This window comes from Pseudoalteromonas sp. A22 (assembly GCF_018141345.1).
Lineage (GTDB): Bacteria > Pseudomonadota > Gammaproteobacteria > Enterobacterales > Alteromonadaceae > Pseudoalteromonas > Pseudoalteromonas maricaloris.
This window is the reverse complement of record NZ_CP047238.1, coordinates 2,166,705-2,186,107: the sequence shown is the minus strand read 5'-3', so window position 1 is coordinate 2,186,107 and position 19,403 is coordinate 2,166,705. Positions and strand designations below refer to the sequence as shown.

13 protein-coding genes and 1 pseudogene are annotated in these 19,403 nt (G+C 43.5%); 11 read left to right on the top strand and 3 right to left on the bottom strand.

From position 1 onward, the window contains the following. The first annotated feature begins 5 nt into the window (after nucleotides 1-5). The 9 genes from GSF04_RS14560 (at nucleotide 6) to GSF04_RS14520 (ending at nucleotide 13,727) form a co-directional block, all read left to right on the top strand. Nucleotides 6-800, top strand: a complete 795-nt coding sequence (locus GSF04_RS14560; protein WP_045961845.1) for a YchF/TatD family DNA exonuclease — start codon at nucleotides 6-8, stop codon at nucleotides 798-800. Further along, nucleotides 784-2,622, top strand: a complete 1,839-nt coding sequence (locus tag GSF04_RS14555; protein WP_211857614.1) for an alkaline phosphatase D family protein — start codon at nucleotides 784-786, stop codon at nucleotides 2,620-2,622. Before GSF04_RS14560 ends, GSF04_RS14555 begins: the two co-directional genes overlap by 17 nt. 186 nt (nucleotides 2,623-2,808) lie before the next feature. Next, nucleotides 2,809-6,483, top strand: coding sequence for an ATP-binding protein (locus GSF04_RS14550; protein ID WP_249122383.1), 3,675 nt, complete (start codon nucleotides 2,809-2,811; stop codon nucleotides 6,481-6,483). Between the two features lie 58 nt (nucleotides 6,484-6,541). Then, the gene (locus tag GSF04_RS14545) at nucleotides 6,542-7,051 is read left to right on the top strand and encodes a YgjV family protein (protein WP_211857613.1); all 510 of its coding nucleotides are present in this window, start codon (nucleotides 6,542-6,544) and stop codon (nucleotides 7,049-7,051) included. Nucleotides 7,052-7,371: 320 nt separating this feature from the next. Beyond that, nucleotides 7,372-10,356: a TonB-dependent receptor gene (locus GSF04_RS14540; RefSeq protein WP_211857612.1), complete on the top strand. Its 2,985-nt coding sequence runs from the start codon at nucleotides 7,372-7,374 to the stop codon at nucleotides 10,354-10,356. Nucleotides 10,357-10,451: 95 nt separating this feature from the next. Then, a complete protein-coding gene (locus tag GSF04_RS14535) occupies nucleotides 10,452-11,450 on the top strand; it encodes a proline racemase family protein (protein WP_211860009.1) in 999 nt (332 codons plus the stop codon). Continuing rightward, the gene (locus GSF04_RS14530) at nucleotides 11,447-12,535 is read left to right on the top strand and encodes a Xaa-Pro peptidase family protein (RefSeq protein ID WP_211857611.1); all 1,089 of its coding nucleotides are present in this window, start codon (nucleotides 11,447-11,449) and stop codon (nucleotides 12,533-12,535) included. Before GSF04_RS14535 ends, GSF04_RS14530 begins: the two co-directional genes overlap by 4 nt. A 9-nt stretch (nucleotides 12,536-12,544) precedes the next feature. Then, nucleotides 12,545-13,489, top strand: a complete 945-nt coding sequence (locus GSF04_RS14525) for an ornithine cyclodeaminase family protein (RefSeq protein ID WP_211857610.1) — start codon at nucleotides 12,545-12,547, stop codon at nucleotides 13,487-13,489. Beyond that, entirely contained in the window at nucleotides 13,470-13,727 is a 258-nt protein-coding gene (locus GSF04_RS14520; protein WP_017217477.1) for a hypothetical protein, read from the top strand. The genes GSF04_RS14525 and GSF04_RS14520 overlap by 20 nt, the downstream gene beginning before the upstream one ends. A gap of 144 nt (nucleotides 13,728-13,871) precedes the next feature. Here GSF04_RS14520 and GSF04_RS14515 read toward each other — a convergent pair. Then, nucleotides 13,872-14,064 (bottom strand): annotated as a pseudogene (locus GSF04_RS14515) (phage integrase N-terminal SAM-like domain-containing protein); the annotation flags it as partial. A gap of 328 nt (nucleotides 14,065-14,392) precedes the next feature. Between GSF04_RS14515 and GSF04_RS14510 the strand changes: the two are divergent. Further along, nucleotides 14,393-15,163: a DUF3825 domain-containing protein gene (locus GSF04_RS14510; protein WP_211857609.1), complete on the top strand. Its 771-nt coding sequence runs from the start codon at nucleotides 14,393-14,395 to the stop codon at nucleotides 15,161-15,163. A 318-nt stretch (nucleotides 15,164-15,481) separates the two neighbouring features. Here GSF04_RS14510 and GSF04_RS14505 read toward each other — a convergent pair whose 3' ends face one another. Together GSF04_RS14505 and GSF04_RS14500 are read right to left on the bottom strand one after the other, a co-directional pair. Continuing rightward, nucleotides 15,482-16,648: a putative manganese transporter gene (locus tag GSF04_RS14505; protein WP_211857608.1), complete on the bottom strand. Its 1,167-nt coding sequence runs from the start codon at nucleotides 16,646-16,648 to the stop codon at nucleotides 15,482-15,484. A gap of 70 nt (nucleotides 16,649-16,718) precedes the next feature. Then, a complete protein-coding gene (locus GSF04_RS14500) occupies nucleotides 16,719-18,344 on the bottom strand; it encodes a M28 family metallopeptidase (protein ID WP_211857607.1) in 1,626 nt (541 codons plus the stop codon). Nucleotides 18,345-18,602: 258 nt separating this feature from the next. On the opposite strand from GSF04_RS14500, the gene GSF04_RS14495 reads away from it, so the two are divergent. Continuing rightward, a complete protein-coding gene (locus tag GSF04_RS14495) occupies nucleotides 18,603-19,403 on the top strand; it encodes a DUF3025 domain-containing protein (RefSeq protein WP_045990068.1) in 801 nt (266 codons plus the stop codon).

The window sequence follows — 19,403 nt, the reverse complement described above, 5'->3', positions numbered from 1 at the left end:
CCAGTATGATTGTAGACTCTCACTGTCATTTAGATAGACTCGATTTTGAAAAGTTAGGCCTAAGCCTTGAAGAAGTACTCAGCAACGCGAGACAAAAACAAGTAGAACACTTTTTATGCGTTAGCGTGACGCTAGACCAATTTCCATCCATGTTAGAAAAAATAGCCCATTTTGATGATGTTTCTGCATCTTGTGGGGTACATCCACTAGATCAAAAAGATAAATTGGATGTTGAAAGGCTAATACAACTGGCGAGTAATGATAAGGTTGTTGCTATTGGTGAAACTGGATTAGATTATTATTATTCAAAAGATACGCATCAGGTACAGCAGGAAAGCTTTGCTGGACACATAGATGTGGCTAATCAGCTACAAAAACCACTGATCATTCATACTCGCGATGCAAAAGCGGACACGATAGACATCATGCGTGCCCACAATGCGCAAAATTGCGGTGGCGTGTTGCACTGTTTCACCGAAGATTGGGCGATGGCAAAGCAGGCCCTTGACCTTGGTTTTTACATTTCAATCTCTGGTATTGTGACGTTTAAAAATGCGACGGCGCTTCAAGAAGTCGTTAAGCAAATCCCTATGGATCGATTGCTGATTGAAACTGATTCACCTTATCTTGCACCTGTCCCACATCGTGGCAAAACTAACCAGCCTGCTTACGTACAAGACGTTGCGTATTATATTGCTGACTTAAAAGGAATGAGCTTCAAAGCGCTTGCAGAGCAAACCACGAATAACTTTTACTCTTTATTTAATTTGGTGAAACGCCAAGATGGTAGCACAACTTAATCAGCTACCTCAGGTGTTGATGGGCCCGCTGGTTCGCCGAGCTGAACAGAATAAAATTTGTATTCAGATTGTTACTTGTGAAGCCGTGGACATCTCGGCTTCGCTATTGGCCCATCAAAGTCGGTGTGAGGTTGAGACATTTCAGCTCGGTGCAGCCTGCTTTTTGCATTTTTTGATGATATGCAGCGAGAAGGCTCTGCCAACAGCGCAGCTGCTCGAGTATCAAGTGCTTATTAACGGTGCCGCGTATAAGCCAGCTTATCTGCGTTATGGAGAAGAGCTAAGCTTTGCGATACCGGCTGTGCTCAATCAAATATTACATGGCTCATGTCGTAACCCGCATCACCACTCAAAAGATAGTCTACATACTGCGGATCAGTGGCAGGAGCAGCAGCGCGAGCTTGGTGAGTTAGGTGCTGACTTGTGTATTTTTTCTGGCGATCAGATCTATGCCGATGATGTTGCCGGCGCCACGTTGCTGGCTATTCATCAACTTATAGCAAGGCTAGGTTTGTTTAAAGAAACCAAATTGCCAATGCACTTACCTGCTGATCAACAAGCCCAGCTTTACCATCGCCACTTATATCTGCCGAAGACGCCATGGCAGGAGCGCTCAAAGTTTTCACCGGGCTACTGGTTTCGAAAGGATGAACCGCACTTTTCTAGTGTTAAGGCTTTTAATCACCTAATTTTCTTCGAAGAGTTTGTCGCCTGTTACCTGTTAAACTTCTCTCATATTGCTTGGCAGTTGGTTAACTTTGATGCGCTTCATTATGACGGTGGTAACGACAAAGTTCGGCGAATATTTGAGTCCGAACTTGACGCCTTAAAAGGCTTTGTTGAAACGTTGCCTAGTGCTGAGCGGTTGTGTGCGAACGTGCCTGTACTAATGATGTTTGACGACCATGATGTTACCGATGATTGGAACTTGACGGCTAAATGGGAACAGGCAATTGCGAACCATAAAGTGAGTCGACGCATTATCAGTAATGGCATCATTAGCTATTGGCTGTTTCAGGGCATTGGTAATGATGCGTTTGAGTATAGCGGGGCGCTGACATCAGATTTTAATTCAAGCCTGATTGACAACGAATGGCACTTTTCGGCGTTTGACAAACAAGTTCGTCGATTCACACACTGGCATTATTGTTTAGATACGTTTCCAAAAGTGGTGGTGCTAGATACTCGTACACATCGGTGGCGTAATGAACAGGATTTCAATGAACCGAGTGGTTTACTTGACTGGGAAATGCTGATGGAGCTGCAAGACACGCTTATCGACCACAGTGCAGTATTGATGGTCAGTCCTGCGCCAGTATTTGGGGTAAAGGCAATCGAAACCATACAAGCTGTATTTAATGCGTGTGGTGAGCCGTTAATGGTAGATGTAGAAAATTGGATGGCGCATGAAGGGGCTGCGAAGAAGCTCATAGAAATTTTTAAGCGTCCAGATACACCCAAAGAAACCATTATACTCTCCGGCGATGTACATTATTCGTTTTGCTTTTCGGTTCAGGCACGTTTTGGTCGTCATGATAATCGTATTTGGCAGCTAACTGCATCAGGGATAAAAAACGAATTTCCAAAGCCGCTTATCAATATTTTAGATAAGACGGACACGATTTTGTATGCCAAATATAGTCCTCTGAATCTCTTTACGAAACGTTGGCAGCTATCGGTAAGTAAGCATCCTTCGTCGCTAAAAAAACATGGCTATTTGGTGTCAGACTCTGCGATTAGCTTAGTAACGCTTGAGAACGGCTTGCTAGAGAAGTATGAGCTACTGCACGGCACGGGGATCCACAGTCATTTTGAGTTATAAGCCTTGGTAATAGATTTTAGAATTGAATAAACCGACTTCAGCTATTTGTAGCTTAGCTTAGCTTGGCTGTACGAGTGAGCTTGCGTGATGCGCTAAACCCATCAAAAAACACATGCTCTTTTTCGCTTTTGCTATAGTTAATATAACGCGGGCTAACATCTCGACTATATGACTCTACTCAAGCGCATGTCTCTGTTCGTTGTACCATACAGCACACTGAAATGGTTTTGTGTGTTGCTGCTGTTGTTATTACCGAGCTTTCCTTGTGCCGCCAGTTTTCCCGAATTTAGCGATACGGCGCAGGTTATGCGACGCTATGACTATAATTCTGGCCTCAGTCAGGTCACTATCACTGCAATTACGCAAGATCAACTCGGGTACATTTGGGTTGGCACACAGTCTGGCCTAAATCGTTTTGATGGTCATGATTTTGTTCAATTTGAAGTAAAGCAGAACTCCAAACATCATCTCTCCGGTGGCTTTATTACCTCACTATGCCACAGTGGCAAATATATCTGGGTTGGAACAAGTACTGGGCTTAGCATTTACGATACTGAAGCGGGGACCTTTCGCTCTATCTTAGCGGCGCAGAATGAGGCGGTGAGCTCAGATAGAGTGAAAAAAGTGGCTTGTTATGGTGAATCAGTCACTGTATCAACAGAAGAAGGCGACGCTTACCGGGTTAACTACCAAACCTTGACGCCTGAAAAGCTTTATTTAACCGGTAAATTTGTTCGTGAAGTCCAAGAAACAAGGGATGCGTTTGTTTACCTCAATGCGGATGGCCTAGTCAGTCAGCCAAAAGACAAAGTCGGAGCCAATGTTCTGTTGGAAGGTGAGTTTAAAACACTGTCGCTTTCCCACGGACGGATATTCGTGGTTGACGCGGATGATAAAATCATTAGTTTCGACACTCAGTTCAATAAAGTGCAATGGCAAAAGTCGGTCAGCGCGAAAGTAAATCTTAGTATTCATCAAATTAAAGTCAGGGCGAATGAAATACTCGTCGCGTCCAACACGGGTGTGTTTATTTTAGACCTGCAAGGTAATATCAAACGTCATTGGTATCGTCGTGCAGAGCAATATGACGGACTGCAAGACAACAATGTTCTGAGCGTTCAACGAGATAGAAATGGTGATTTATGGATTGGTACGGAATCACAGGGGCTACATTTTTTTAGTCAGCTGAGCGAGTCGTTTGGTCATGTTGGTGAACAAAACTTTCCGCACGCTCCCTTGGGGCATCCTGATGTTAGGAATTTCGCATTAGACAGTAGTGAACGTTTTTGGATAGGTACGTCATCCGGTTTATATATTTATCAAAAATCGAGCTTTATCGAAGCGCATCGAATTTTCCCGAGTTTGTCTGCAATCAAAGGAAGCTTTATCACTCAAGTAAAGATTTATGATGACACGTTGTGGGTAACAACAAGGGGAGATGGCGTTGTTAGATACGCCTTAACTCAAGGGGAATATAGCCATTTGATGCCTGACTCTGATAATGGCCCAGAACTCAGTTTTAATGATGTCATTGAGTACCAATCTCAGATCTTAGTGAGTTCAAGGACGCTAGGTCTTATGAGGTACGACGAAGAATCGAAAACCTTAGTGCAGTTTTTTGAAAATCGTTCAGATGCGCCGTCACATGTGTCGTCGTTTAAAGTGGTCGGACAGGACCTATGGTTTGGTTCTATCGGTGAGGGTTTGTTCAAATTTAGTAAAGGTCAGCTTCATAACCTCACCACACAGGATGGCTTAAAGTCGAATTTGGTCTTTATGATCGATGAAGATCCATGGCAACGTATCTGGGTTGCAAGTGAAGCGGGTATTAGTTTAGTTGATAAACAAATGAAAGTTGTCCGTACTATTGGTGAGCAAGAAGGACTAGGAAACCAAGCCGTGTGGGGGCTGGTTTACGATGACTACGAATACATGTGGCTTGGCACCAGTGGTGGGCTGTCGCGCGTCAATGTGATGGATTTTGCTATTGATAACTTTCTACCCATTGACGGAGTGCAAGCCCATGAGTTTAACTACAATGCCGCGTGGAAAGCCCCTGATGGTCGAATTTTTATGGGTGGAGCCAAAGGCTTTAATCAATTTTTTCCTCAGAATGTATCAATTTCAAATACCGCGCGACCTATTTTGGTCTCCACAATCGAATTATTAGGCGAGCCGTTAAAGCCAAGTCTTGATGGGATCCTCACGGTCGCGCCAGAGCTTGCGGGTTCATTGCGGCTACGCTATGACCAAAATATTATATCGCTTCAATATTCAAGCTTAGATTTTGGTTCTGAGAAGCTGAACTTTTACTACCGTATTAAAGGATTAAGCGACAAATGGTTAAAACTTGCAAATGGAGCACGGCAAATAAACTTACTCCAGCTTGAACCCGGCACCTATCGAGTAGAAACCTATACCGTAAATCGCTTTAATATGCAGTCGCCCGTTCATGAATTTAGTATTTATATTGCCGCGCCAATTTGGTGGAATGCCTACTCGAAAACCCTTTACACCTTAGTCATTGTGCTGATCATCGCTGCATTCGTTCGAGCGAGACAACGGCGTTATCAACAAGTACTGCGGGATAATCAGAAAATGTCTGCACTACAAGAGCGGTTGGAGTTGTCGTTGTGGGCGAGTGGTGACGAACTTTGGGACTGGCATGTTGAGTCGGGTAAAATTTATCGCTACAGCGTGAATCCAAGGATCGACTTTAGTGAACTCCAAGATAAACTTATTCTCAATGAGCTTGACCAGTTTGTACACCCTAAGGATTGTGTGTTACTTGAGGAGCGTCTGCAATCCTGTGTAGACGGACGAGAAGACGTATATGAACTGTCTATTCGAGTTAAAGATCAACAGGGAGAATGGATCTGGGTATTAGACAGAGGAAAGGTGGTGGCCCGAGATGACAATGGTAGAGCAACGCGGATAGCGGGGGCACTGAAAGATATTGCTGATTTAAAAGCACATCAACAAGCCTTGCAGTCGTTAAACGAGCAACTTGAGATAAAAGTCGCGATGCGCACCGATGAGCTATATAAAAAGAATCAGAAACTTGAGCAAGCAATGTTTGAGTTAAAGCAAACGCAAGAAGACTTGATTGAAAGTGAAAAAATGGCTTCTTTGGGTGTTGTGGTTGCGGGTGTTGCGCATGAAATCAACACCCCGTTAGGTATAGCTATCACCGCACTTTCGCATAATGAAGATTGTTTATCTGAGCTGGTAGAAAAGCTTGAGAATAAAACCCTTAAGCAAAAAGATTTGGTCACCTCTATCGATGCACAGCAAGAAGGCTATCTGCTGATCAGTCGCAATCTGCAAAGAGCAGAAAGCCTTATTAGTAACTTTAAGCAAGTTGCAGTCGATCAATCCAGTGAGACGGAGCGTGATATTAACCTGCTTGAATATATCAATGATGTATTTGATTCACTCAAACCATTGGCTAAAAATAAAGAAGTATATTTGTCTATAGATGGGAATGCTGATGTAAATCTCTCCACCTATCCAGGCGCAGTTTATCAAATAATGGCAAACCTATTTAACAATTCCGTTATCCATGGTTTTGAGGGGAGTGCCTCTGGCACAGTCAGCGTGTTAGTCGAGGCGACAGATAGCCACTGGACTATTGTATACCGCGATAATGGTGTCGGCATGGACGAAGCGATGCAAAAGACCTTGTTTGAGCCATTTGTAACCACAAAACGTAATCAAGGCGGATGCGGATTAGGCATGCATATTGTTTATAATTTGGTTACGCAACTTTTAAAAGGCGAGATCCGCTGTAAAACGGCGAAATTACAAGGTGTCGAAATTACAATAAAAGTACCGTTTAAGAAAATAACGGCTGAAAATTAACTTAGGTGAATTACAGCAAGCTAACTGCCTGTGACAATGCTTCTTTTAGGAGTTTGTCATGTTCTTATTATCTCAAGTTTTGGTTACCGTTGCTGTTTTACTCGATCTCGCCTCATTTCAATTTATGAAACGCCAGCAGGTGTTATTGGCACTCAGCTTGTCGACTGCACTCACTGCAATTCACTTCTATCTACTTGATGCTATGGCTGGTGCTTTGCTTATGGCGGTTGCGAGCCTCAGATATCTGGTGTTCATCAAGTCGCAGTCAAAGCGCTTGCTTATCGGGTTTCTACTACTCAATACAGTGCCACCTTTAGTACATTTAAATGCAAATTACGAACTTTATGCTATTTTTGGTAGTGTTTTGTTGACGTTTGGTGCATTTATTCGCGAGCAGGTGGCATTTCGGTGTGTAATGATGTTAGGTACGGTGTGCTGGCTGATACATAATTGCTATGTCGGCTCACCCATGGCGATTGTGTTAGAAAGTACGTTTTTGGTGAGTAATTTGATTGGGCTAGGGCGAATTTATTTGAAACGTAAAAAGAGTAATTTGAAGGCTGAGTAAAACGCTCAGGCTAGCAGCCGAGTTGAAATGGATCCAATTATACTGCTGTAGACACCAATTAGATTAAATTTGAATATATCAAATAATTCAATGGATTAGGTTGTTCCATGTCTGCTTTCTAAGCTGTTTGTACTGAGTTCAAGCGGTACCAAAAACGAGCTGAAATAAAAAATTAATAAATAATTCCTATCCAAATCAAAGTGTTATTATCTTTACATGTAATTATTGCATAATTAATATTGTATACAATATATCTATTGTGTATTGTTTGTTCGTTACCAAAAAAACACTCAAATCAATGGGAACAAAAGGACAACAATATGCGTAATAACAAAAAAACAGCGCAAACACTGTGTAAATCACTCACAGCATCAGCACTTGCTCTAGCATTGGGGACTACTACTGCATTTGCTGCAGATGGCAATAGCACTGTGAAAGGGAGCATCGTTAATGGTCAAGGTCTTGAGTTATCGCAGGCTCAATTAACCTTCACACATAAAACTAAGGGGCTGAAGTTTGCTGTACAAACTAATGGCAAGGGCGAATACATTTTACGTAATCTGCCTGTTGGTCGTTACAGCGTGTCAATTAATAAAGCAGGATTTGAAACCGTTATTGAAGAGGATGTTGAGCTTAATATTGGACAGGCGCTAATTTTAGACGCTCAACTATTACAACAAGGACAGGATATAGAGCGGATAGCGGTAACTGGTACGGCTATCCGACGTGTTGATATGGCCTCGTCAACGGCTGGCGTAACCTTTACAGACGCAGAGCTTAAAGTTATGCCAGTAAACACCGGCTTTGAAAGTATCGCGTTACTCGCACCGGGTACCGCTGAACCTGGTGGTAGTTCATTTCGTGGTGCATCAAGCTTTGGCGGTTCTTCGTCAGCAGAAAATGGTTATTACTTTAATGGCCTAAATGTCACGAGTATTCAAACGGGTTTAGGCTCAATTCGCTTGCCTTGGGAAGCCATTTCGCAAACCCAAATCAAAACGGGGGGAATTAGCCCTGAATTTGGTGGTGCACTAGGGGGGATCGTTAATGCAATCTCTAAATCTGGTGATAACGAATTTAACTTAGGGGCGGAAGTGAGGGTCGATCCTTCATCAAGTCATAGTTATCACGACTCTAATTATTTAGATAATGGCACCATCAATATAAATACCGAGCAAGATTATGACTCGTTCAAAGAACTGCAAATCTGGGCGAGTGGTGCACTCATTGAAGACAGCTTATTTTACTATGGTCTGTATGCGCCTCGACGAGAGGTTAATCGCTGGGCTGGGCAAACGACCTTCAATGACAGAAGCCGAGATGAAGACCGCTGGTTTGCAAAACTAGATTGGTTCATCAATGAAGACCACTCAATCGGCTTTTCAGCCATGAATAACAAAAGAGAATGGACGAGACAAACCTATGCCTATGATTGGGAAAGCGATGCGATTGGTGATAAACAAGGTGTAGCGGCTCCCGGTGAAGATGGCGGTAAGGTATACAGCATCAATTATAATGGCTACTTTTCAGACTTCTTCTCGGTGTCTGCGGTAGTTGGTCGAGTCACTGAAAATGTAGAAAATATTGTCGCATCAACCGTACCGGGAGTTTGGGATGAAAGAGAAGGGACGGTAACGTTATCGAGCCACACAGCAAGCGGTGTTTCTGAGCAAGAATTTATCCGTGACCAAGCGAGAATAGATTTTAATATCGATTTGGATTACCACTCCATTCTGTTTGGTGTCGATTATACCAAAGTGACAGTAGATTATTTTGAAGGTCAAAATGGTCTTGGAGACGCGGAAGGCTGGTGGACAATTAAAACCGCTGGTGATGGGAGTATTTCCGGTGCTGCACTTGGTCAAGATTATATTGAACGCCGAGTGAGGACTAGGACGGTTGATTCTGAGGTTAACTCGCTTGCTTTCTACGTCAATGATTCTTGGCAAGTCACCGACCAACTCGTGCTAAATCTGGGCCTGCGTTATAGTCAGTTTGAAAATACCGTCACTGACGGCAGAGCATTTGTTGATATGGATAACCAACTTGCGCCTAGATTTCAAGCGATTTATGACCTAAACGGTGATGGCGAATCCAAAGTTTTCTTTACTTACGGGCGATACTTTCAACCTGTGTCTGCCAACATGAACATCACTCAAGGCTCGGCTTCAGTAGAGTGGTTTGAGTATTTCGACCTAGATCAAGTCGACAGTGATGGCTATCCCGTTTTATTAAGTGATGGCTCGCCAAGTCGAGGGGAGATGCTTCGAGATAGACGCTGGCGCCAACGCGGAATTACAGAGCCCGGTTTGATTGCTTCCTCCACCCTTAAGCCGATGTATTCTGATGAGTTGACCTTAGGGTACCAGACCACCGTTTTTGACGATATGGCATTTGGGGTTAGAGCGATTTATCGAGATCTTGGACGCAGTGTTGAAGATACGGATGTCGGCCCTGTGCTTGCGAAGAAATTGGCCGAACTCGGTATCCAAGACAATGTCGGTCAGGGTTCTTACTATGTGCTAAATAACCCGGGTGAAGCGATCACCATGAGTTATGACTTTGATGGCGATGGCCAAGTCGATGAAGTGACACTCAGTGCACAAGAGCTTGCCCTGCAACAAGCAGTGCGTAAATATCTGGCACTTGAATTTACCTTAGAAGGAAATATTACCGACAAGTTACGGATTAATTCTTCTTATACTTGGTCACACAGCTATGGTAATACCGAAGGTTTAGTGAAAACCGATAACGATCAGGCAGATCCTGGTTGGACAACTTCCTATGATTACGCGGATCTGATGGATCACGGCTATGGTAATTTGCCGAACGACCATCGCCATACAATAAAAGTATCAGGTTCTTACGATATTACAGATGAGTTAACTCTGGGGCTGGTTGCAAGAACGTCATCAGGTCGCCCGACTAATTATTTCTCAAAACACCCTGTCGGTGTAGATAGCTGTGCGCCAGGTAACCCTTGGGATGCTTGCGTGAGTAAATATTACGGCCATGTTTCGCATTATGACGAAAACGGCAATCCAGCTCCTCGCGGCAGCGTTGATAATCTTCCTTGGGCAACCACGGTAGACTTATCACTCAGTTACTCTACAGATATTATGGGACATGACTTGTTACTCAAGGGCACCGTTTATAACCTACTAAACAGTGATAAAGCGCTTGGGATCAATGAACAGCGATCTTTAGATGGTGAAAATGGCTTAATCGTTAATCCTGACTACGGCATTACAACGTTACGACAAACTGAGCGTTACGCGTCGTTGGTTGCAAGGTTTACATTCTAGTTTCCCTGGTGATAGCCAAGACTGGGTGCTATGCACCTCGTTCTTGGTTTAAGCCAAGCCAAGTGTTTGGCTTATTTCACATAACGGAGAGTATGATGACGTTAACAATAGATTTGGAGCAGATACTGAGCCACGCGAAAGTAATAGAGTCGGTTGACATGCATACCGCTGGAGAGCCTTTGCGGGTGATTGTCGGTGGCTTCCCTGAACCTCAAGGCAACACTATTTTAGATAAACGGCAATACTGCGTAGAAAATCTTGATCACTATCGCACCGCGCTGATGTATGAGCCAAGAGGTCATGCTGATATGTATGGTGCGCTTATCGTTGAAAAACAGTTACCAGAAAGCGATTTTGGCGTGTTATTTCTTCATAATGAAGGGTACTCAACAATGTGTGGTCATGCGATTATTGCTTTAACCACGTTATTTTTAAAGCACAATCCCGCAAAGAAGCAGTTGTTGATAGATACGCCTGCTGGGCTAATTACCGCATGGCTAAGAGATGGCCACGCTGAATTTGCCAATGTACCAGCAGAGGTAGTGACACTTGATAAGCAAGTCAAGACATCTGAATTTGGTTTAATCTCAGTGGATATCGCATTTGGTGGTGCGTTTTATGCCTATATTGATGCCGATAAAATCGGTTTGGCTCTTATACCAAAAAATGCAGCTTACATTCAGCAGTTAGGTTTAACGCTTAAACAAGAAATTGCAACACAGATTAGCTTAGTGCATGACGATGCGCGCCTCGCATTTTTATATGGTGTGATTTTCTATTCCAATTCTCAACAATCGGACTCTGCTCACAGTAAGCATGTGTGCATTTTTGCCGATGGCGAATTAGATCGCAGTCCAACAGGGACTGGTGTCAGTGGTAGAGCTGCAATTCTTGCCGCCAGAGATGAGCTCGCCGCAAACCAACGTATCTTTATTGAAGGTATATTAGGATTGGGCTTAGATGTTTGTTATCAACTTAGTGATGACAGTAAATCGTTGATCCCAATAGTTTCGGGCACGGCCTATATTACAGGCCGACACCAATTTATTTTAGACGACCACGATCCATTAGTAAGAGGATTTTTACTACGATGAATGTAGATTACGCAGCCAGACAGCAACGCTTAGTCAATAAATTACAACAACACCAAAGTGACGCTATCATTATCTATGGCTACGAGAATATTGTATATTTAACCGGCTTTACCGGTCATGCAGCAACATTGTTGATGTCTTCAAATGGGCAACACCGACTCATCACCGATTATCGTTACTTTGAGCGTGCTTGCAATGAAGCGGTTGGAGTCGAAGTTATTTTAAGAAATCGTGATAAAGAAGCGTTACCTGATTGTATTTTTAGATTACTGGATGGGCCGCGACAGCTTGCATTTGAAGCGCATCAAATCAGTCACGCAGATTATGTCTCATTAAATATCAGTGCAAAAAATACCACGCTTGTTGCCGCGCCGCTGTGGGTGGAATCACTAAGACAAGTTAAAGATGGTTATGAAATTAACTGTATTAAACGCGCCGCCGAGATAGCTGACTCGGCGCTTGCCCGTACACTGCCTTTGTTAAAAGTAGGGATCACTGAGCGAGAAGCGGCAATTGAGCTTGAGTATCAGATGCAAAAGCTAGGCTCCGAAGGACTCTCTTTTGACACAATCCTATTATTTGGTGCACGCTCTTCCTTACCGCATGGAAACCCAGGACAGACAAAGCTCAACCAAGGGGACTTGGTACTTATCGACTTTGGTGCGGTGATAAGCGGCTATCGCTCTGATATGACGCGAAGTTACGTGTTGGGGGAGCCGACGAAGCAACAACAATCCATTTATGACACGGTTCAACATGCGCAGCGAGCTGCGTTGGCGCTAATAAATGCGGGCGTTAACTGCATAGATTTAAATAACGCATCACACGATGTGTTAAGTCATAGTGACTTTTCACAATACGCAGGTGAGGGACTTGGTCACGGTGTGGGGCTATTTCTACACGAGCAGCCGTTTATTAAACCTGGGGTCGATCACCAATTAGAAGCTGGCAATATCATTACCATAGAGCCGGGTATTTACATTCCAAATTATGGTGGTGTGCGCTTGGAAGAGGATGTATTGGTGACTGAAAATGGTTTTGAATGCTTAACCCACGCGCCACAAGTATTTCAGCTAACAAACTAAGGAATGATGATGCAAATTATTACTCGCCAAGAGGTCGCGGATAGCCTCAACTACCCAAGCTTAATTCAGGCGCTTAAACAGGGTTTTGCGCAACCAGCAGGTACACCAACACGGCAAGTTTTTGAGCTAGATAATAGTCACAACAATCATGACGCTTTTGCTGTTTTACCTGCTTGGAATGCAGATGTGATTGGCGTGAAGGCCTTTACCTATTTCCCAGATAACAACCAGCACGATAAAGCCAGCCTTTATTCAAAAATCATGCTGTTTTCTAGGCAGTTCGGTGAGCCGCTCGCGCTTGTGGACGGCACCGAAGTAACGTTGTGGAGAACCTCTGCTGTGTCAGCATTAGCCGCGGAGTATTTAGCACCTAAGCATGCCAAACATTTGGTTTTCTTCGGTTCAGGCAATTTAGCCAGTTACATGATTAATGCGCATTTAAGTGTTAGAAATTATAGTAAAATTTCAATAATTGCACGCAATGCTGAAAAAGGACGTCTGTTGCTGGATCTATTGTCCTCGCAGCATCCGGAGGTTGAATTTGCACTGTATCAGGAGGCAACAGCGTCTGTTATTGCTTCAGCAGATGTGATCAGCTGTGCAACAGGCAGTCATACGCCTTTGTTCAATGGAGAGTGGTTGAGCGATGGTACGCATTTAGATTGCATTGGCAATCACCATAAAGATTGTCGAGAAATTGATACCACAACGGTAACTAGGAGTCGCGTTTTTGTAGATAGTCGCGCCAATGTATTGAACGAGGCGGGCGAATTGTTGTTACCGATCAGTGAAGGTCAATTTAGCCCCGATAAGGTGGTTGCAGAGCTTAGCGAAATGACTAAAAATAACCTAGGTCGAAGTAACGAGAATGAAATTACTTTGTTTAAGTCTGTAGGAACAGCACTGAGTGATTTAATTGGAGCGAAATTAGTGTATGACTTGGTTCAAAAATAAAGAGCACGGTAAAGTGTATGAAGTAACCGCAGTAGTCAAAGCTGCTGATAAGCGCTTGGTGAATCCGCTTATTTGTCATGAATGTCACATGTTGGTTAGTTATCAAGGAGTTGGTGGCGAAACGAAAAGCGAAAAGCTGCTATATGACGAGGTGTTTTACAAAGCGTTTCAAAACCACGATAGCTGTTACGTCATGGTGGATGACAATGGTATTCGCCATTATCATCCGAGTGAGTAAAGTGGCTTATTCAATTAAGTGAACACAATTAAGTGAATAAGCGCTAATTTTTGACCTGACAAAGTACAAATATAGAACGCTGTAAATTCTGACATTTCAGCTATTGGTCAAATGCGGACAGCGGTACTAACATGTTTCTGTCCAATTTCGTTGGTTGGCAAGGAAGGTTAAAAATTGTGTAACCTCTTCCGTTCCCATTGTTTCAGGGTGACGCTTGTGGTGAAAGTTAATGAATGCCTTAATCCAATATAGGTAGGTTTTTTTCTGTTCTAATGCTGTAACCACGGATACGCATTTCCTCCTGAAGACCTTTCAGAAATGGACTTTTTAGACTAATGATAACTCCTTACCTTATTAAGCTGTATATATACAGTATTATCTGGAATTCTCGGATATTAAGGGAAATAATGAAAAAATTTTTGCGCGTTTACGCATAAATAAATTTAAAATATTATTGTTTATCAAAAGGTTACTTATCTGCGATTTGAGATAGTAGGTTTGGGAAACGCGCATGCGCATTTTTCCAGATGGTATATTTAGCAGAATGCTGATAAGTTCTTTGCATACTGATAGTTAACTGTGCGCGTTTTCACTGGTCCAATGAGGTAAACGCGCATGCGCACGAATAAAATGTTAGCGCCACAAATCAAAATTAAGGAGTAATCGTGAGTACATGGCCAGAAAAATTATTTGATCTTATTTTCATTCCCGAAATGGATCAAAAATTAGACGAGCTTGCTGCGCTAGCGGAGCCAGAGGATTGGGATTATCAAAACACTGAGACGGATCATCATAAGCCGGTATTGTATAACTACCTCCAATACACTTATATGCGCCTGGCCGAGGAAGATAAGCTCGAAGTATCAACTGATGGACAATCGTTAGCATTCAATACAGGTCTAGTTACGGCCACACAAGAGCCAATATTTGCGTTTTGTTCTACAAATCGCCAGTCTCAAGCAAATCAAAACTGGTTTTTTGTCGGTTGGCGTCGAAAAGGCCAGCATGAGCTAACTCGTTTCGAATCTTTGCCAGAAATGGCCAACTACTTTGACAACCCTGGTTTACTTGTATTTGATGCTACAAAAGAGCTACGACTGAATGTTGAGCATATTGTCTCAGATAATAAAGAGCGCTTTCCCGAACCTTATAAATCAATGGAGGATTATGCGTTGCAGACCTTTTTAAAAGGCGCTATTGACAACGCTATTGAGCGAGTAAAAAGAAACTATAAGACTGCAATCCCTCAGTACCACAGGGGCAATATTCAATTGCTTTTGCCTCTTTGCTTGGGTAATCCATCAGTAGCTGATTTGGCTGTAGTTGCCGTAAACCATGATGGTTTTTATAGAGCGTCAACCTGCCTGACTCTGGATATGGCGTACAACAACGCAAGGCAGCTCGCACGGCCAGACAGAGATTGGCTCGTACCGTGATCGCTAACAAGTCAAAGCACTCGGACTTGGTAAAGCTGTCACCTTTTTTGTTCCAAAAAAGCCGCCAACTTCACCAAGCCGGTGTTTGAGGCGCTAGCCCATAGGAATTTTTATGCGAAACTCACCTAATACAGCCGACGACCTAAAACATTTTTGTCCAAAAATAAGTTTATTTGACCGCCCGCTATTCGCTCTTTTCGGCCATTAATTAGTTACGGACGGTCAGATTTGGTTGAACTCATAACCTTAAACTGCCAGATCGTGTATGAGTTAGCGCACTGAGCCTGCGTCAGATCACTACGTCGACATACTCAAGTATTAAGCCAAATTAATGTAGTAGAGGCCGTAGCCCACGATAAATGCTGGCACTGCAGAGTAGATGGTGGCAAATAGCGCCGCCCTTGGTGCCAATGCTATCGCTGGAAATAACGCATCGCCATCGTTAGCAACGGCATTGGCTGCAAGGGCACTAAATGGCACGACGCCTTGCAGGTAAAGCGTTGTAACAACAATTTGGGGTCCACAGCCAGGTAATAATCCGACAAGAATGGCCACCAGTGGTGCATACAGCGCATAGTCTTTAAACCAAACCGCGAGATCAAGTCCTAAATACGCAGTAGATAGCTCGTAAAGCAAAAAGCTTGCAACCACCCAAGCGGTCACAAAGTGCGTGTCCTGTAGCACTCTAGTGAGTTTTGACGGTGGGTCGCATTCACCTTCTTCACAGGTGATATCTTTATAGCTTACGCCTTTTGAATTAAGTGCCCACACGCAAACAGCGAAAAGACATAATGCTGCACCAAGCCAAGCAATTTCTGTATCAAAAGGTGCTAAGTCGACGTTAAAAGCAATCGCGAGTGCAATTGCAAGGCTAGGCAGTAAGCATAGCTTCCACACCTTACGGCTTAGACTAAACGCACGGCTCGCGTGTAAGGTTTCTTCTTCGACCTCATTGATGGTCTGCGGGACACAAAAGTCGGGTTGATGAATTAAGTGCACACATAGCCCACTCACGATACCCACACCAACCCCCATCGCAATGATAGTAAAGCCTGTCAGGGGCTCTTTGGCGAGTAGCAAAAACGCCGCATCTCCCATCGTCGCAGTAAGCACTGCGACGACTGAAGCAAAGCTCGCTTGTTTTTTGGTAAATTGGGTGACCACGATAATCGCACCACCACAGCCTGGCAGCGCGCCCAATATTGACGCCATGGCTATTTCGAGAATAGGGGATTTGGTACTCAGATAACTGAGATTAAGCTGTGGAATTCTGTCAACAAGAAAGTAGTACACGAGCAGGGTAGCGGCAACAAAAACGCTGACTTGAAAGAATGCATCACTCAGCGCGCTGACCACAATTGGTCTCGCCGTTTCAAATGCTAAAAGTACAATAATAACGAGGGGTAAAATTAGCCGTTTGTTGAACAATAAACTCACCTTAGCGCCATGTGCTGGTTGAGAGTATCGAAGTAGAGATAAAAACATAAAGTGCAACCCGTGTATTGTCTAAGTTGCACTTTAATTTCATTTTAAATGAAAATCAATATCATTTGCATTATTTTCTTTGGAACTCTGCCGTTGCTTTCCATTTCGGCCACGCGTCTTGCTCAGAGACATCATAGCCAACTTTAAAGAACAGCTGTAGATCCTGTATCGCGCCGCTTAAATCCCACTCTTCACGGTAGCGGTCACACGGCTGATGATAACAACCACGCAATACTAAGCCCATACGTTTACGGTAGGTTTCAGTCTCTTCGTCACGTGCTTCGGTTCCACCACCGGCGTACATGGCAGGCACACCCATGTTCGCAAATGCGAAGTGATCAGAGCGATAGTAACCACCAGCGGCAGGACGTGGATCCCCTGAAACGACACGGTCTTGCGCTTTTGCTGCGGTTTCTAGCATTTCATCAAGCTCTGATTTACCAATACCAACTACGCTGATGTCTTTTACTTTACCCAATAAATTTAGGCTATCCATATTGATGTTAGCAACGGTTTTCTCTGCTGGAATAACAGGGTTTGCAGCATAAAATTTTGAGCCTAATAGACCTTGCTCTTCAGCCGTCACAGCCAAAAACGTAATTGAACGGCTAGGGCGAGTTGGCAGTTTAGTAAAGGCTTCGGCTACCTCAATCATACCGCCTGTACCGCTGGCATTATCATGCGCACCGTTATAGATCTGGTCGCCTTTACGATTTGGATCGGTACCTAAATGATCCCAGTGTGCTGAGTAGATGATGTGCTCGTCAGACTTATTACTACCTGGTAGGGTGGCGATAAAGTTATACGAAGTTGATTTTTTGATGGTGTTTTTGACGGTAACTGACGCGCTTAGGTTGCCCATATCAACGTGGTATGCGCCTTCAGCAGCTTTTTTCTTTGCGGTGTCAAAATCAAGTCCTGCCTTTTGAAACAGCTCTTTAGCAACGTCTACCGTTACCCAACCTTCAACCGCAACGCGGTCCATATTGTTATTTTCTTTTTGGAAGCCAAACTGTGGGCCACTCCAAGAGTTTTCTACTACGCTCCAAGGATAAGAAGCCGGCGCTGTTTCATGAATAATGATCGCACCTGCTGCGCCTTGGCGTGAAGCTTCTTCGTATTTGTACGTCCAACGACCATAATAGGTCATAGCTTCACCGGTAAATTTACCCGACTCAGGATTAGCAAAGCCAGGATCGTTTACTAGCATCACCACTGTCTTGCCTTTCACGTCTAGGCCTTCGTAGTCATTCCAGTCGTATTCTGGAGCATTTACGCCATAGCCAACAAAAACCAGCTCTGAATCTTTGATTGACTCGAGTTCGCTGATACGGGCTGAGCCCATCACCATGTCTTTTTTATATTCGTAGTTTTTGCCACCGATTGTTAACGTCATATTAGGATCGGCTTCAAGCGAAACAAGCGGCACTTCTTGTAAGAAGCTGTTGCCATTACCTGGCTGATAGCCAAGCGCTTTGAAATGTTTGGTTAAATAGGCAAGCGTTAGCTCTTCACCTTTTGTTGACGGAGCTCGGCCGCCAAATTCGTCAGAGGCAAGGGTTTTAATATGGGCTCTGAGTTGAGCATCGTTAATACTATTGTATGCAGTATCAATGTCTTGGGGGCTATTGCTAGTGCTAACACAGCCCGCCAGCACCGCCATAGATAAAGCGCTGAGCGTCAGTTTAAGTTTCATAATTGCCTTTCTTTTACTTGTTAGGAACCCATAAGTAGTAACATAAAATGCGTAAAAGTTCGAGCGGGACAAGACGGCTAGAGGAGATAGAAATTAATGAAAATCCGTAGCTGGTATAAAGCACAGCACAATTTTTAATAATTACCTTACTTTTAGCATGCGATGTAGCCTGTTACGCTCATTTACAATTGGCTTTTGCCAAGTATCAGGCGCTTCAGTAAAATAGGCGGCTAATTGCATGATAAGTATCTCAATCAAATGAAAAAGTTTACAGCGCCTGAGGCGTGGCAGGTTGCATGTTTACATGCTGAGCCATTTTCCCATTTAAATCAGCTTTTTGACTTAAAAAGTCAACAAGACTGGCCAAGCCCCGAGTGGTTGTCTTCGCACGTAAACAGCATTAGCTTGCAGCAGTATGATACCCGCTTTGTGGCCGATGAAACGATAGACTTTGGCGATAAATACTATGAAGAGATTATCTTTGAAACTCATCAGGTACCGACGCGTAGTCAAAACTGGCACGACTTATTTGGTGCGTTGATTTGGTGTTTATTCCCAAAAACAAAAGCTTTGTTAAATGCCCTACATATCGAAGAAATAGCACAGTTTGGTTTAAAGCAGCGAAGTAAAAAGCGCAATGCGTTAACACTTTTTGATGAGTGTGGTTTGGTGTTGGCAATCGATGATGATAAATGGCGTGATGCCTTTAAATCACACCAATGGCAGAATGTATTTTACGATAATCGCTCAGAATGGCAGCAAAACCTAAAGCCTTTTGTATTTGGCCACGCAAACTACGAGATGCTAACCAATCCCTTTATTGGGCTGACGGGAAAACTGGTGTGTATCAATGTCGATGCCACATTTTGGCAACTTTCATTAAGCGAACAATATCGTTGGTTAGATGATAAATTGGTCGCACTGATCAATGATGGGTTGCTTGAAGATAATACCAAAATGTCACCCATTCCGCTGCTTGGGATCCCAAACTGGCATGAGCCACAAGATTTAGAATTTTATCAAAATACGGACTATTTCAGGCCGAAAAGAAGGAAATAG